We start from the raw sequence: 14,722 nt of genomic DNA, 5'->3' as shown, positions 1-14,722 counted from the left end.
ATGGCTGACGAACCCCAAGAACAAGAACAAGAACAAGCACAGGACCAAGGCCTGCCTCCCGCGCCGCCGCGCGAAGAGCCCTCCGTCCAAGCGATCGACCCCGCCCAACAGTCGCTGGCCGACGCGCTGCGCGTCAGCTTCGGCCTGCTCCGGCTGGTGATGGTCGTCCTGGTGGTCGTTTACCTGTGCAGCGGGATCTACCAGGTCCCCGAGCAGAAAGAGGCGGTGGTCACCCGCTTCGGCAAGATCGTCACCGACTCGGCCGGAAAGGCGACCAAAGACCGTGGCCTTCACTTCGGCTGGCCCTTCCCGATCGACAACGTCATCCTCGTTCCCGTCAACGAGCGGACCATCGATATTTCGCAGGCTTTTGTCTACGAGGGGGAAGGCGGGAGCCGTCCGCTCAATCCCGATAAGGACGGCTCGCTGATCACCGGCGACGCCAACCTGGTCCACGCCCGGTTCAACGCCGGCTACCGCATCTCCGACCCCGTTGCCTTCCTGGCCAATTTCGGTGACCCGGAAGGCGTCACCAGCGAACGCCTCAGCGTTCGTGGCGGCGCCGAGACGATCTACGTTGACGCCAACCTCACCGGCCTGCAGATCGCCGATGCCCTGGTCACCAACATGGTCGAACAAGGGGTGGTCCACGCCGTAGCAAGCCAGCCGGTCGTTGCCCTGATCGGCAGCAGCCTCGACAGCGATCAAGCCCGCGCGATCGCCCAAGCCAAGCTCGACGAGTTGGCGGTCGGCATCACGTTGACCAACATCACCATGCGGCTACCGGAGATGCCGCAATCCGTGGCGGACGCCTACCAACTCGTGGCCCAGGCCGAGGCCACACGCGCCACCCGCATCAACGAAGCAGAGTCCGATCGCACCAAGCTGCTGGGCGAAGCCGCGGGCAAGGGGGCGCTGCCAGTACGAGGCCAAGACGGCCCGCTCGTACAGTTGCTCAAGGAATACGAGATCGCCACCACGCTCGACGATACCGAGCGCATCGCCGAACTCGACACCCAGCTCAGCGAGGTCTTCCGCTCCCTGACCGTCACCGGTGACGACGGCGAATCACTGCCCATCGGCGGGGAGACCGCGACGATCATCAACAACGCCCAGATCCAGCGTTCCCAGATCGCGCAGCGTCTCAAGACCGAAGCCGAGACCGTGCTAGAACTCAAAGAAGCATTCGAGAAGGACCCCGAACTCTTCAAGCAGCGCCGCTGGCAGTACGTCCTGCGTGAAGTCTTCAGCGAAGACTCGGGCATCGAGCTGTTCTACGCCAATTCGGGCCAGCGGATCCACCTTGATGTGAACCGCGACCCCAACATCGCTCGTACGAAAGAACGCGACCGACTCGAATCTGAAATCGAGCAAGCGAAGGAAGACAAACGCGCCGGTCGTTGAATTTGATCGGCCCGCGATGAACTGATCCCGCCCCGGTGTCATCACCGTCATTTGCGCCTGAATTTCATCGATCATCCATAACCCATCAATCCCATGACCCAACTCGCCACTGAAACCTCGCCCTCCTCGGCCACCAGCACCTCGCACGAGCACCTCATCCAGTGTGCGCGGTTGACTAAGGTGTTCAAGGACTTCTGGCTGCGCGACCGGGTTACGGCGGTGAACAACATCGACCTCGATGTCCGCCGCGGCGAAGTCTTCGGCCTGCTCGGCCCCAACGGCTCGGGCAAGTCCACCACCATCAAGATGATCCTCGGCCTGCTCCACCCGACCTCGGGCATCGTCTCGGTGTTCGGCAAGCCCGCCCGCGACGTGTCCGTGAAGAAGAACATCGGCTACCTCCCCGAAGAGTCCTACCTCTACCGGTTCCTCAACGCCCGGGAGACGCTCGAGTACTACGGAAAGCTTTTCCACCAGGACCGACGTAAACGCCAGCAACGCATCGACATGCTGCTCGAAATGGTCGGCCTCGATAAAGTCCAACGCCGACCCATCGGCGAATACTCCAAGGGCATGCAACGACGCATCGGCTTGGCCCAGGCTCTGATCAACGACCCGCAGCTGCTGATCCTCGACGAGCCGACCACCGGGCTTGACCCGATCGGTACCCGCCAGATCAAAGACCTGATCCTCCGGCTCCGCGACACCGGCAAGACCGTCCTGCTCTGCTCGCACCTGCTCTCGGACGTCGAAGACGTCACCGACCGCGCCGCGATCATGTTTGGCGGCAAGGTGCGTCGCTCCGGCACCATCGAGGAGTTGCTGGCGAGCGAAGACCAGACCACCGTCACCATGCCGACGCTGTCGAGCGTGGACACCGAAAAGCTTGTGGCGGCGCTCGAAGCCATGGGCGTGACCGAGGTGCAGGTCAAGCAGTCGCGTCAGAAACTCGAGTCGCTGTTCCTGGACATCGTGCACCAGGCTCAGGCCGAGGGCGTCAAGACCGCCGGCGCAGGCAACGCCGGCCAGGTCGCCGCGTTCCTCACCGAGGCCGAGGAGCGTTCGGCCCACATGCCCGAAGACACCGACGCGGCGAAGGTCCTCGACCAACTCACGTCGGTCACGCCGGTCGAACCCGTATCCACGCCCGATCCCGAACCCGCCCCGGTGGCACCGGAGAAGGCCGCGGCCGACGACGTACTCTCCGGCCTGACCGGCGAGAAGCCCCAAGAACCCGAACCCAAAACCGAAGCCAAGCCCACACCCCCGCCCGCTTCGCCGAACAAGCCTTCGGCGAAGGCGGACCAGTCCGTGTTGGATGACCTGCTGGGGTAACTCATATCATGAAGCGACCCCGACCTTCAGTTTGGTGGATCAGTTACCTCGTCATCATTTTGGTGACGATGGGCCTGTGGTTTTTACTCCAAGGCCAAGGCTCGGCGTTAATGGCCTCCCTGGCTTACTTAGCAGGTAGCATCGGTGCTTTCGTCTGGCTCTTGGCGGGCTTGGTCTGGTGGCGAGAAAACCCCTGGGTCGCCAAGATCGCTCGGATCCTCATCCTGACCTGGACCGCAGGACTTATTGCCGGTTTCTTTTTTCAACTGGGCTATGAGAGTGCCGCGATTGTTTTCACCGGGGCGTGGGGCATGGCGGTCGCGTTTATGCTCGGGCTGGAGCTGCTTCGTCTCGCGTTCTCGCCGGGCTGGGCGGTGCTGGGCGTGGCCCGGACGCTGCTGGATGAAGCGATCCGCATGAAGATGGCGTTGATCTTTGTGGTCATGCTCTTACTGCTCGTACCCGTGCTGCCGTTTATGCTAGGCGGTGAGACCCGGCTGCAATACCGCCTCGAATCGTTTCTCACCTACGCCCTGACGCTGATCTCGACCCTGCTCGCCGCGATGACCATCCTGCTGGCAGCGCGGACCGTCAGCAGCGAACTCACCGATCGGCAAGCGTTCCTCACTCTGACCAAGCCGGTCAGCCGTTCGGGCTACCTCGCGGGCAAGTGGATCGGCATCATGGGGCTGAACCTGCTGTTGCTGGTGGTGTCGGGTGTGGGCGTCATCTCATTCGTCAAGGTGATCGAGCGCACCCCCGCGATGGACGCCGCCGACTTCATCGCGTCGAAGGAACAGGTGCTGTCGGCCCGAGCCTCCGCCGAGCCGGTGCCGATCGACAACTCCGCCTTGCAGTTTGATTTCGAAGAACGCCTCAAAGATCTACGCCTGCGTGGAGGTGACCCCCGGATCTATGGAAACGTGGGCGACCCGATCACGCAGGTCAACCCCGCTCAACGCTCTGCGCTTCAACTCGACGCATTGCGCCAGTGGATGACCATCGCCCCACGCAACAGCACGACGTATCGCTTCACCGGGCTCCAAGCCGCAAAAGAAGCCGGTCCCACCTTGCAACTAAAGTTCAAGCCCAAGGCGGCCTCGGCGGCCAGCGACGGCATGGTCCGGCTTGCGTTCCGCGTCAACGACCGGCCCTACGCCAACCCGCTCCCCGACCCCGACCTTTTCGGTCGACCCATCCCGCTGATCCGCAACAACACTTTCCACACCGCAACGTTCCTGACCGAAGACATCCGCGACGACGGGACGTTGGACCTGACCATCACCAACACCGGAGCCGACGTCGGCCAATCCGCGATCAGCTTCAAGCCCGGAGAAGGGCTGGAACTTTTTTACAAGGTCGGCGGTTTCGAGACGAACCTAGCTAAGGGCCTGCTGGTCATGTGGATCCGCCTCGGCTTCCTCGCGGCCGTGGGCCTGGCGGCGGCGACCTTCCTGGGATTCCCGACGGCTTGCTTGGCGTGCTTCCTGGTCTACTTTGCCGCCGTCGGCAGCGACTACCTCGGCAGCTCGCTCGCCAACTACGCGTCGATTCCACGCGATGAGGTTCCTTGGTGGGACAAAATCTGGTTGACCGTGGGCAAACTGGTCCAACACCTAAAAGACGGCGAGTTGTATGACGGGTTCAAACTCGTGGTCCGTCTGATCGGCGAGGGGTTCACCTTCGTGGTGCCGCCGATGTCGAAGTACAGCCCGACCCCGCTAGTCGCTTACGGACGCGTGGTCGATAACTCCATGGTTTTGGGCTCACTTGTCCGAATCGGCCTGGTCAGTACCGGCGTAGTCGCGCTGTTCGCGGCGTTCGTCTTCGGCCGACGCGAAGTGGCCAAGGTGACGGTGTAGTTGTTTGGTGATTGGATGAATTAGCGATTTGGCGATTGGCTAAAGCACCCCACACCACCCACGACTGTTTCGCGATCGCCCAATCACCCAATCACAAAATCACCCAATGTCTAAAGACCGCCTGACCCAACTCGTTGCTCTGCTCGTGATCATCGTCGCGCTGACCGGCAGCATGCTGATGATCAACCCGATCAACCAGCAACGCCGGGACCTGCAGCTCACGTTTGCGGTTGACAGCAACCAGGCCGACCCGCCGCAGTACGCGCTACTCGCCGCGGGCCTGGGTAGTTTCCGGGGCGTAGCGGTCAATACGCTGTGGTACCGCATGGAGATGATGAAGCGCGATGGCCAATTCGCCGAGGCCAACACCCTGGCGACCTGGATCACCTACCTTCAACCCCGTTTCCCACAGGTCTGGGGCTTCCAGGCGTGGAACATGGCCTACAACTTTTCGGTCGAGACCTACACCCCGCAGGAACGCTACGACTGGGTCAACAAAGGCATCCGGCTGCTCCGCGAGCAGGGCATCCCGTACAACCCCAACTCCGTCCGGCTCTATCGCGAGCTCGGGTGGATCCTCTTCCACAAAGTCGGACAGAGCACCGACGACGTGAACTGGTACTACAAAGGTGAGTTCGCCCGGGAGTGGGAAGAACTCCTCGGAGCGGCTCCCGAGCAACTCAACGCCGCCGGGGTGATCAGTGAGATGGGGCGGATCGCCGTGATGGCCGACCGGTATTTTGCGGTCGACAGCCCGAACGTCCGCGTCAGCCAAGATCTGGAAGCGTTGATCGAAGCGGAGGTCATCCCCGAGATCAACGAACGGGCCGAGGCGTTGCAAGACATGGGTATCGTCGCGCTGGATCAAGCGCTTCGGTCCATCCGACAAACGGTTCCCGACCGTAACGAGGAGGGCCAAGCGGGGCTGGACCTCCTGCTGGAGTCGACCGCGGACCAACTCAACCGTGCCGAGCGTGACGCGGCGACGGCGTTCGTAGAAGACTACCCCGCCGCCGGCGTCTTGGTCGACGAGCTACGTCGACGCGGCATGGGGCTTGACCAAAAAACCCTGCGGGCGTTTGGCAAATGCATCATGTACCTCCGCTTCCGGTCGCCGGAGATCGTCCAGGGCCTGCCCGATTCGCTGATGCCGCCAGAAGCCCGTGAGGTCTTGCCGCTGATTCTTCAGGTCCAGGCCGAAGACCTCGACAGCGGGTTGCGTGAGGCGCTGCTCGGGGAGTTGCTGCCTTTCCTGCGGGCCAAGGTTCTCATCGAGGACTACCACATGCAGCCGGTGAAGATGTATCAGTACATGGCTCCGATCCCGGAAAACAAGAAAGACGACCCGTTCTACCCCGGTCACTACGGGCCGCTGGACTGGCGCCATCCCCATACCCACAGCCTCTACTGGGCACGATTGGGGGTCGAGCAATACTTCGATCTCCGCGACGAAAGCAAGGTCGACATCCTCAACACCCAACGCATGGCGTTGCACTCCATGCAGGCCCTCAGCGACGCGGGCACGGTCTCGTTCAACCCGTTCAATCGCCCCGGCCAACAGATCGACCTGCTACCCGACCCCGACTATATCGAGGGCTACTTCAAGATCGTCGATGAAACCAAAGCGATGGCCAACGACGAACAACTCGGCCAACGCATCAGAGAAGAGGCTTTTGAAGGTGGTGAAGAGAACTTCCTGCAAAAAGCTGTGCTGTATTCCTTCCTCTACGGCAGCCGCCCCCAGGCCGAGTACTACTACCAGCGACTCATCGATGAATACAGCGAATCCGGACAAGCGTACACCCGAGGGATTTACGAAAACCTTTCGCTAGAAGACTTCGTCGCCTGGATGATCTACGACGACGACCTGGGCCGACCGGGCATGATCTCGCTGATCAACTCGCGCTTTATCGAGGCCTACCGGCAAGGCCTTGCCTCCGGCAACGTCCGCGGGATGCAAGTGTTCAACCAGAACCTCGCCCTCGCGCAGAACGTGCACCGCATGTACAACGAGAAATTCAGCTACGAGACGGGCCTCGACGTCGGCGGGGGCCGGCTCCGGTTGCCGCCGTTCTCGCAGATGGCCGAGGACGCGTTCGCCCAATTCATGACCGACCGGAAGCACGACCTGTTTATCCGACTCAACGCGTATCGAACGGCCTACATCAACTATCAGAGCCTGCCCTTAGCGCCCCGCACCTATCGCCGATGGGAGCAAGCGGTTTCGGCCGAGGTCGTCGCGGCAGGCTTCGACCCGGCCGTTGCGATTCCCGAGCCGCCGAACGTGGTCGAAACGGTGGAAGGCGCCGGGGGCCAGCAGGGCGGCGCAACCATCCAGAGGCAGTAGTTCAGAATCGTTTCGCTTGTCATCAAACCTAGCCCGCCAAGCTGAAGTTGGGCAAGGTGATCAAAGCGTCTCGACCGAGAGTTTGACCAGCAGCGTGTGTGAAGCGCCGGGCGCCAGGCTTACCGCTTCGTCGCCGATGTTGGCCGACTCGATGCAGCACATGCCCGTCCATTCGTCGTCGCCGAAGTCGGCGGTGCTTTGCGACTTGCCGATCCACGGGTTCCACACCACCGTCGAAAGGCTGCCGAGTTTTTCGACCTTAATCTTGCGGTTCATCACCGGGTCGTTGAGCACACAGGTCGCCTGGGTGTCGACATAAACACGGTCGGTCTCTGCCGTGAAGGTCACCGGGTGCTCACCCTGATCGCATACCTTCATATCTTGAAGCTTGTCGATAAACCGTGTGTATTCGAGGCCGGCAATCGTTACCTCGCGTGCATCGCCGACGCGGAAGTAGGTGTGCAGCGCCGCCTCAAACGTCTGGTCGGTATCGGCGATATTGGTCACCGTCAGATTCAGCGTGAGCTGCTTGCCAAACGTCACGCGATAGTCGGCGTGCAGCTGGTCCAGGGTGGTCACCATCTGCGTCTCGACGCCGGCGGGGCCTTGGGCGGTCTGGGTCAGCCGCCACGGGATCGTGCGGACCAGCCCGTGCGCGGGGGCGCTTGGGTCGGTCGGGTGCGGGCCGAACCACGGGAAGCAGATCGGCACGCCGCCGCGGATCGCCTTGCCGTCGCGGTAGACCGCGTGAGCAGAAGTAAACAGCACCGGCTCCTCGCCCGCGGGCTTCCAATCGGTAACAGTCGCCCCATGCAGGTACTGGGCGCCGGAGCAGTGATCCGTCTCAACCCGGAGCCGTGGCAACTCGCCTTCACCGGGCTGAACGGTCAGGGCCTCGGGCAGGCTGAACTCTTCGGCGCGTTCGAGTATGGATTCGGGCATGGGGGTATGGTCGAAGCTGGAACAGTGTGTGTCAACGTTCAACCACCCAGCTGCGACATCGCACGGTTGCCGCGCGGGCTGTGGGTTTCGGGTTTCTCGGCCACGCAGCGGGCCATCAGCTGGATCAAATCGGGCTGCGGATCGTCGTTGCTCCGGAGGGTAGGCAGCAAGTCCACCTCCCCGCCATCGAAGAGGCAGGCCCGCAACTCCCCCCGAGCGGTGAGGCGCAAACGGTTGCACGTCTCGCAGAACGGCTGGCTCATCGCAGAGATGAAGCCCAGCCGCCCGGGCACGACCCCGGGGCGGTCGAGCCGATAGACCTGCGCCGGCCCGACACCGGGCTCGCGGTCGCGATGCACCGACACCAATGGGCCGTGCTGCGCCTCGATGCGTTGGATGATCTGCTGGTTGTCGACCGTGAACGTGTTTGCCCCGAGCAAACTCTGGGTCAGCGTACTTTCCCCTAGAGGCATGTACTCAATAAAACGCACGGTCCACGGATGCTCGAGGGTCAGCGCCGCGAAGTCGGGGGTTTCGTGGTCGTTGACCCCGCCGATGACCACGACGTTGAGCTTGAGCTTCTCGAATCCCGCCTGGGTCGCAGCATTGATCCCCGCCCAGACCTGTTCCAGGGTGAATCCGCGATCGCCGCTGATCTTCCCGAAGGTCTGGGGGTCCAGCGAATCGAGCGACACCGTGATGCGGTCCAGGCCGGCCTCACGCAGTTCATGGGCGAGCTGGCCGCCGCGTTGGCCCAGACGCAGGCCGTTGGTGGTCATGGAGAGGTCTTCGGGGCCCAGGGCCGCGAGTCGTCGGACGAGTTCGACCAGGTCTTTGCGGAGCGTGGGCTCGCCGCCGGTGATCTTGAAATGGGTCACGCCCGCCTCGCGTGCGGCGGCGGCCACCGCGACGATATCGTCGGCCGAGAGCAGGTCGGCGTGGTCGTAGAACGTGACCCCGTCGTCGGGCATGCAGTACACGCACCGCAGGTTGCACCGGTCGGTCAAAGACAACCGCAGCAGCTTCACCGCCGAAAGCGACCGGGGCCCCTGGGCGAACTTCGGCCGCTGGGGCAGGTCATCGAGAATGGGTAGGGCCAGGGACATCCGATCCGATTATAGGGACGCCCCGCATGCGTAGGGTCCGATTTGCGAACCGACTGTAGCCGGTGTTGGTTGTCGGGCGGGGCGGCTGCTAAAGTGCGTGGACCGATGTACGAATTGGCCTGCCCATCCTGCCGAGATAAACGCGTGTCGCCGTTTCTGCGCGTCGGCGCAGCCACCCAATGCCCGTCCTGCGGCCACACCTGGCGGATTAGTGCGTCACACATCCACCGCCAGGAAAATCGGCCGGAAGCGCCCGAGCCTTCGATCCAGGAAGACCCGCCGCCCGCCGACCCGCGCTCGGACAGCAGCGTGACCGGGATGTCGGGCCTGAGCGACCTGATGCAGGCCGAGCCCCAGGCCAAGCCCGGCGACAGCACGATTGGTGGCACGCCCCCGCCGATCCGCGAAGCCAAGTTCGCCTCCACTGAAGCCGCCCAGGAACTCGCCCGCTCCGCCGCCAACCTCAAGCAAACCCAGCGCCCCGGTGCGATGTCGAGCCAGAACCGGCGCATGGCCATCCTCATCATCGCCGTACTCGCGCTGGGCGTCGCCATGGCGGGAATCGGGCTCGCGGTACTCGGCGGCGACAAGCAGGACCTGCCCGAGATCTCCAGGCCCGATGCCGCCACCCAGGACGCCGATCCGTCTCTCGACAACATCGGGCCACCCACCCAGCCCGGCAAACCCGACGACACCGCGGGCGGGGCCGGCTGAGCGATGTTTTTCCCCATCAGCACCGACCGCAAGTTCAAACGCACCCCGTGGGTGAACTACGGCCTCATCGCGGCCAACATCATCGTCTACGGCTTCACCTGGCAGTCCAGCCAGCAATTCAGCCTCTATTCCGGCGGCGGCTATAGCATCCCCGAGATCTTCCAGAACGCCCCGGGTGTCGGCCTGTGGCTCTGGCCGGACGAGCCCAACACCCGGCTCTACCAGTTCATCACTTACCAGTTCCTGCACGCCGGCCCCGAACCGATGCCGTTCCTGGGCATCAGCATGCCGCTGCACCTGATCTTCAACATGCTGTTCCTCTACGTCTTCGGCAACGCCGTCGAAGACCGCATGGGCAAGCTCGGCTACCTGGGCTTCTACCTCAGCGCAGGTGTCCTCGCCGGGCTGGCCCACATCTCCGACCCAACCGCCGGCCCGGTGCTCGGCGCGTCCGGCTCCGTTGCCGCGGTCACGGGGATCTACCTTGCGCTGTTCCCCCTGTCCAACGTCACCATCGCGTACTGGCTGCTGATTTTCTTCGGAAGCTTTGTCATCTCCTCGATGGTGCTGATCCTGTTCCGTGTTGTGCTCGACCTGGTCTTCCACTTCAGCGGCTACGGCAACACCGCCTACGTCGCCCACCTCGCGGGCTACCTCTACGGCTTCATCATCGGGATGGCAATGCTGCTCACGCGTCTGCTGCCGCGCGAGCCGTATGACCTGCTCGCGCTGATCGAGCAGAAACGGCGTCGCTCGCAGTTCAAACGCCTCGCCGCCGAAGGATTCAAGCCCTGGGAACACGAGCAAGCGGCCGACACCTCCCATACCGAGGCCGGCTCGGCTGCGGCCGTCCCCGCGCCGTCGCCCATGGACCAAGACCTCATGCAGCGGCGTGGCGAGGTCTCCAAGGCCGCCGCCGACCAGGACATGGCGTTGGCCGCCGAGCGTTACACCGCTCTGCTGGAGAACCACCCCCGGCAAGTGATGCCCCAGACCACGCAGCTCGATCTGGCCAACCAGCTCATGGCCGAAGGTCGATACGACACCGCAGCCCGCGCGTACGAGCTGTTCCTCGACACCTACCGCGACTACGGCCAGCAGTCTCAGATCAAGCTGATCCTCGGCCTGATCTACGCCCGCTACCTCCGGCAACCCGACCGGGCCCGCGAACTACTCAAGGCCGCCCGCTCAAGCCTGAGCTCCAGCGAACAGGCCCTCGCCGACCAGGCGTTGTCCGGGATCGCGTAACTCTTGATGTGGATTTCGGTTTGATTCCCCTCCCTTGAGGGAGGGGCTAGGGGAGGGTGCCGAGGCATCGAAGATTCAGATCACTTCGCAAACCCATAACGGCCCATCACCCCCACCCGACCTCCCCCTCAAGGGGGAGGGGTAAAACCAACAATCCGCACCTTCAACCTTCGCTTTGTGACCCCCGAGCCATTCTCATAGAATGCCGCGCCCGGCCATCGTTTTGGCCCGGTTTGACCCCACCCCCACCCCGTTCCCCGGAGCGTCTCGAATGAGTGCAGGAAACGCCGTCATCGGCCAGTCCGGCGGCCCCACCGCCGTCATCAACCAGTCCCTCGTCGGCGTCGTCGAAGCGCTGCAGGCCTCCATCGCCGCCGGCGAAGGCAAGGTCAACAAGATCCTCGGGGCTCACCACGCCGTCGCCGGCATGGTCAAGGACGACTACATCGACCTGACCACCCGCACCCAGGACTTCCTCGACCGCATCGCCGACACCCCGTCGTCGGCCCTCGGCTCGTCCCGCGACAAGCCCGACGCCGCCTACTGCAAGCGCATCTTCGAGAGCTTCGCCAAGCAGGACGTGCACTACTTCTTCTACGCCGGCGGCAACGACAGCTCCGACACCTGCCGCATCATCGCCGAGATGGCCGCCGAGCAGGGCTACGACCTTACCGCCTACCACGTGCCCAAGACCATCGACAACGACCTCATGGTCAACGACCACACCCCCGGCTTCGGCAGCGCCGCCAAGTTCGTCGCCCAGGCCTTCATGGGTGACAACCTCGACAACGCCGCGCTCCCCGGCATCAAGATCAACATCGTCATGGGCCGCCACGCCGGCTTCCTCACCGCCGCGTCCATGCTCGGCCGCCGCGAAGGCAAGAACGACGGTCCGCACCTGATCTACGTCCCCGAGGCCGACTTCAGCGAGGAGAAGTTCCTCGCCGACGTCGAACGCGTCTACACCCAGCACGGCCGCTGCCTCATCGCCGTCTCCGAAGGCATCCACGATTCCGACGGCAACCCGATGATGACCAAGCTCCAGGACGAAGTCGAGAAAGATGCCCACGGCAACGTCCAGCTCTCGGGCACCGGCGCCCTGGGCGACCTACTGGCCGGCCTCATCAAGACCAAGCTCGGCGAAAAGCTCGGCCAAAAACTCCGCGTCCGCGCCGACACCTTCGGCTACCTGCAACGCTCGTTCGTCGGTTGCGCCAGCGCCGTCGACCAGGCCGAGGCCCGTCAGTGCGGCCGCGAAGCCGTGAAGCACGCCCTCGCCGGCGAGCACAAGTCCGGCTCGATCGCCATGATCCGCAAGCCCGGCGACGCCTACGAGATCGAGTACAAACGTATCGAGATCAAAGAGGTCGCCGCCCTGACCCAGCACCTCGATCCGAAGTACATCCTCGACGGCTGCGACATCGCGGAAAGCTTCCGCGACTACGCCGGCCCCATTGTGGGCGATTTGCCGGTCGTCGAGTCGTTCTGAATTATCATCAGTCTGGATGGGTGAACAATCGTTTTCCGAGCCCTTCATCTGGGTCGAGCTGTCGCATGCCGCAGGAATAGCTCTTGCTTGTCTGCGGTATTTCGGTATTTCGGTATTTTACTCTCAGGAAATTGGAATGGTATCAAACTTATCCGGGATGAAATAAATGTTTTTTAGTCATGAAAAAATGACTAACCGATCCAGAGGTTTCATCTTTGGGGGCTCTGTGGTTTTGGCCAATCTTATGTGGCCCACGCCCGAATCTAGCTCGCAAACACTTCCATCGGGAACCATCGACGCTCCCCCGATGGTGATAGGCGATTCCGAATCGATTGGAGCAAACACCACACTCAATGTGTACGACGCCGGCGTGGTGGGGAACTTCTTCAAAGTAGGCTTGATCAATGAAACTACTTTGAATACTGAGCTAAACATTAGTGGGGGAGAGGTAGGCCGTAACCTCACGGTGTACTCTGGGGGCGTCGTCAATATGTCGGGAGGAATCATTGGTCGGACGCCAAGCATTTTGCGTGGCGCAGAGTTCCATCTCAGCGGAGGCACAGTTGGTGAACTTTTTAGAGCCAGGTATGACAGCATATTCAGCATGAGTGGAGGCTACCTGGGCAAGTCCGCAACTATCACTACTGGCAACACTGTCAACATCAGCGGAGGCGAAATTGATAGCTCCCTCCAAATAAGCGATGGGGAAGTCAACATTACCGGCGGAATCATAGGAAATGGATTCGATGCCTTTACCACCGTGAATATGAGCGGGGGCGTAGTGGGCGATCAATTCACGGCGAAGACGGGTAAAAGGGTTTATTTTTCGGGCGGCGAAATTGGAAGCTCTTTTCTGGCGAGCGCCGGCAGCCGAGTCGAGATTAGCGGAGGCCGCGTCGGCAATCGATTTGCCGCCGCTTCCGGAAGCAATGTGTATATCACCGGCGGCACCGTCGGCGAAGATATGCTCGCCTTGTCGGGCAGCAACGTTTACATCAGCGGTGGTGAAATCGGAATAGACTTTCGTATCGGATCCCAAATCGACCGGGCAGCCAATGTATGGATGAGCGGTGGCGCCATTGACATACGCCTGTCAGTTTTGAATGGCAGTTCGTTTCGGCTGAGCGGCGGTACAGTCGGGGGCGGGTTGTATGCGCATTCGGGTAGCAACGTCGAGATCGTTGGTGGAGACTTTCGCTTAAACCGAAGCGACTACGCCGGCTCAACCATCGATCCTTCGTTGGGCAGCGGCTTGTTTTCAGGACGCCTTCAGGACGGATCCGTATTTATCTTCCGAGACACCGATCACCTGAACAACGTCAAGCTGACCCGCGTAGCGCTGCCGGAGATCAATCTCGACCCCATCGTGATTGATTCCGCCAATCACGGCATGCCGTCTGGGCTGTCGAGTGGCCAAACACTCACCCTAAAAGAGGGCGGCGTCTTGGGTATGAACTATGCCGTATTCGACGCCGAACTCCATATCGAAGGAGGTCACCTCGGCGACAACGCCGAGCTCGCCTACAGCACCGTGAACATCAGTGGCGGAACCGTAGGCAAACAAATGCGTGCCCTTCTCGGCTCGACCGTTAACATCACCGGCGGGGTCATCGGATCTGATTACAGTGCCAACGCTTATTCCGACACACATATTTCCGGAGGCGTGATTGGCGGTGCGTTTCGTGCACATTCGGGCAGTGATGTCAATATCAGCGGGGGTGAATTTACAGGCCGATTTCTCGCCCTTGATGACAGCCATGTTCGTTTCTTTGGTTCAGCGTTCTATGTCGATGGCGTCTTAATCGACGGGTTGGCACTAGGTGAAACCGTGAGTATCGACCAGCGCAATGTTGAATTGGCGGGCGTGCTGGCTGACGGAAGCGATTTCAGTTTCATGCTCAACACTGAATCCAACAACCAGAACCCAGCAGACCTCTTCCGAGAGGATGCCTTGATCACCATCACGCTTACTCAGGTTCTAGGGGACTACAACCTCAACGGCACCGTCGACGCCGCCGACTACACCGTCTGGGCCGACAACTTCGGCAGCACCACCAATCTCGCCGCCGATGGCAACGGCAACGGCATCATCGACGCCGCGGATTACACCGTCTGGCAAGACAACTTCGGAGCAGGCAACGCTTCCGCCCTGAGCCTGCTGCCCATCCCAGAGCCCGGGACGCTCGCGCTGCTCGGACTGGGCTTGCCGATGATGCTTCGGCGACGGGCGGCGGCTTGAGAAAAAAGCGGCGACGAATTGGCTAGGCAGAAGCCC

General features: G+C 62.0%; 10 protein-coding genes. 8 read left to right on the top strand and 2 right to left on the bottom strand.

Annotation, left to right across the window (positions count from 1 at the left end; genetic code table 11):
* From HNQ40_RS08300 to HNQ40_RS08285, 4 genes are all read left to right on the top strand, one after another.
* Complete coding sequence (locus HNQ40_RS08300; RefSeq protein ID WP_184677411.1) at positions 1-1,404, top strand: SPFH domain-containing protein; 1,404 nt, start codon at positions 1-3, stop codon at positions 1,402-1,404.
* Between the two features lie 93 nt (positions 1,405-1,497).
* On the top strand, positions 1,498-2,739 hold the full coding sequence (locus HNQ40_RS08295; protein WP_184677410.1) for an ABC transporter ATP-binding protein: 1,242 nt from the start codon (positions 1,498-1,500) through the stop codon (positions 2,737-2,739).
* Positions 2,740-2,747: 8 nt separating this feature from the next.
* Complete coding sequence (locus HNQ40_RS08290; RefSeq protein WP_184677409.1) at positions 2,748-4,601, top strand: ABC transporter permease; 1,854 nt, start codon at positions 2,748-2,750, stop codon at positions 4,599-4,601.
* A gap of 106 nt (positions 4,602-4,707) precedes the next feature.
* On the top strand, positions 4,708-6,948 hold the full coding sequence (locus tag HNQ40_RS08285; RefSeq protein WP_184677408.1) for a hypothetical protein: 2,241 nt from the start codon (positions 4,708-4,710) through the stop codon (positions 6,946-6,948).
* Between the two features lie 60 nt (positions 6,949-7,008).
* Here HNQ40_RS08285 and HNQ40_RS08280 read toward each other — a convergent pair whose 3' ends face one another.
* Positions 7,009-7,890, bottom strand: a complete 882-nt coding sequence (locus HNQ40_RS08280) for a D-hexose-6-phosphate mutarotase (protein ID WP_184677407.1) — start codon at positions 7,888-7,890, stop codon at positions 7,009-7,011.
* A gap of 38 nt (positions 7,891-7,928) precedes the next feature.
* Positions 7,929-8,996, bottom strand: coding sequence for a GTP 3',8-cyclase MoaA (moaA, locus tag HNQ40_RS08275; protein WP_184677406.1), 1,068 nt, complete (start codon positions 8,994-8,996; stop codon positions 7,929-7,931).
* Between the two features lie 144 nt (positions 8,997-9,140).
* Between moaA and HNQ40_RS08270 the strand changes: the two genes are divergently transcribed.
* The 4 genes from HNQ40_RS08270 to HNQ40_RS08255 all read left to right on the top strand — a co-directional run bounded on the left by HNQ40_RS08270 (position 9,141) and on the right by HNQ40_RS08255 (position 14,686).
* Positions 9,141-9,710, top strand: a complete 570-nt coding sequence (locus HNQ40_RS08270) for a hypothetical protein (RefSeq protein WP_184677405.1) — start codon at positions 9,141-9,143, stop codon at positions 9,708-9,710.
* Positions 9,711-9,713: 3 nt separating this feature from the next.
* Entirely contained in the window at positions 9,714-10,958 is a 1,245-nt protein-coding gene (locus tag HNQ40_RS08265) for a rhomboid family intramembrane serine protease (RefSeq protein WP_184677404.1), read from the top strand.
* 271 nt (positions 10,959-11,229) lie between these two features.
* Positions 11,230-12,447, top strand: coding sequence for a 6-phosphofructokinase (locus HNQ40_RS08260; protein WP_184677403.1), 1,218 nt, complete (start codon positions 11,230-11,232; stop codon positions 12,445-12,447).
* 166 nt (positions 12,448-12,613) lie between these two features.
* On the top strand, positions 12,614-14,686 hold the full coding sequence (locus tag HNQ40_RS08255; RefSeq protein ID WP_184677402.1) for a PEP-CTERM sorting domain-containing protein: 2,073 nt from the start codon (positions 12,614-12,616) through the stop codon (positions 14,684-14,686).
* Positions 14,687-14,722 lie beyond the last annotated feature (36 nt).

The organism is Algisphaera agarilytica, from assembly GCF_014207595.1.
GTDB lineage: Bacteria > Planctomycetota > Phycisphaerae > Phycisphaerales > Phycisphaeraceae > Algisphaera > Algisphaera agarilytica.
The sequence above is the reverse complement of the archived record's forward strand: the minus strand, read 5'-3'. Positions and strand labels throughout refer to the sequence as shown.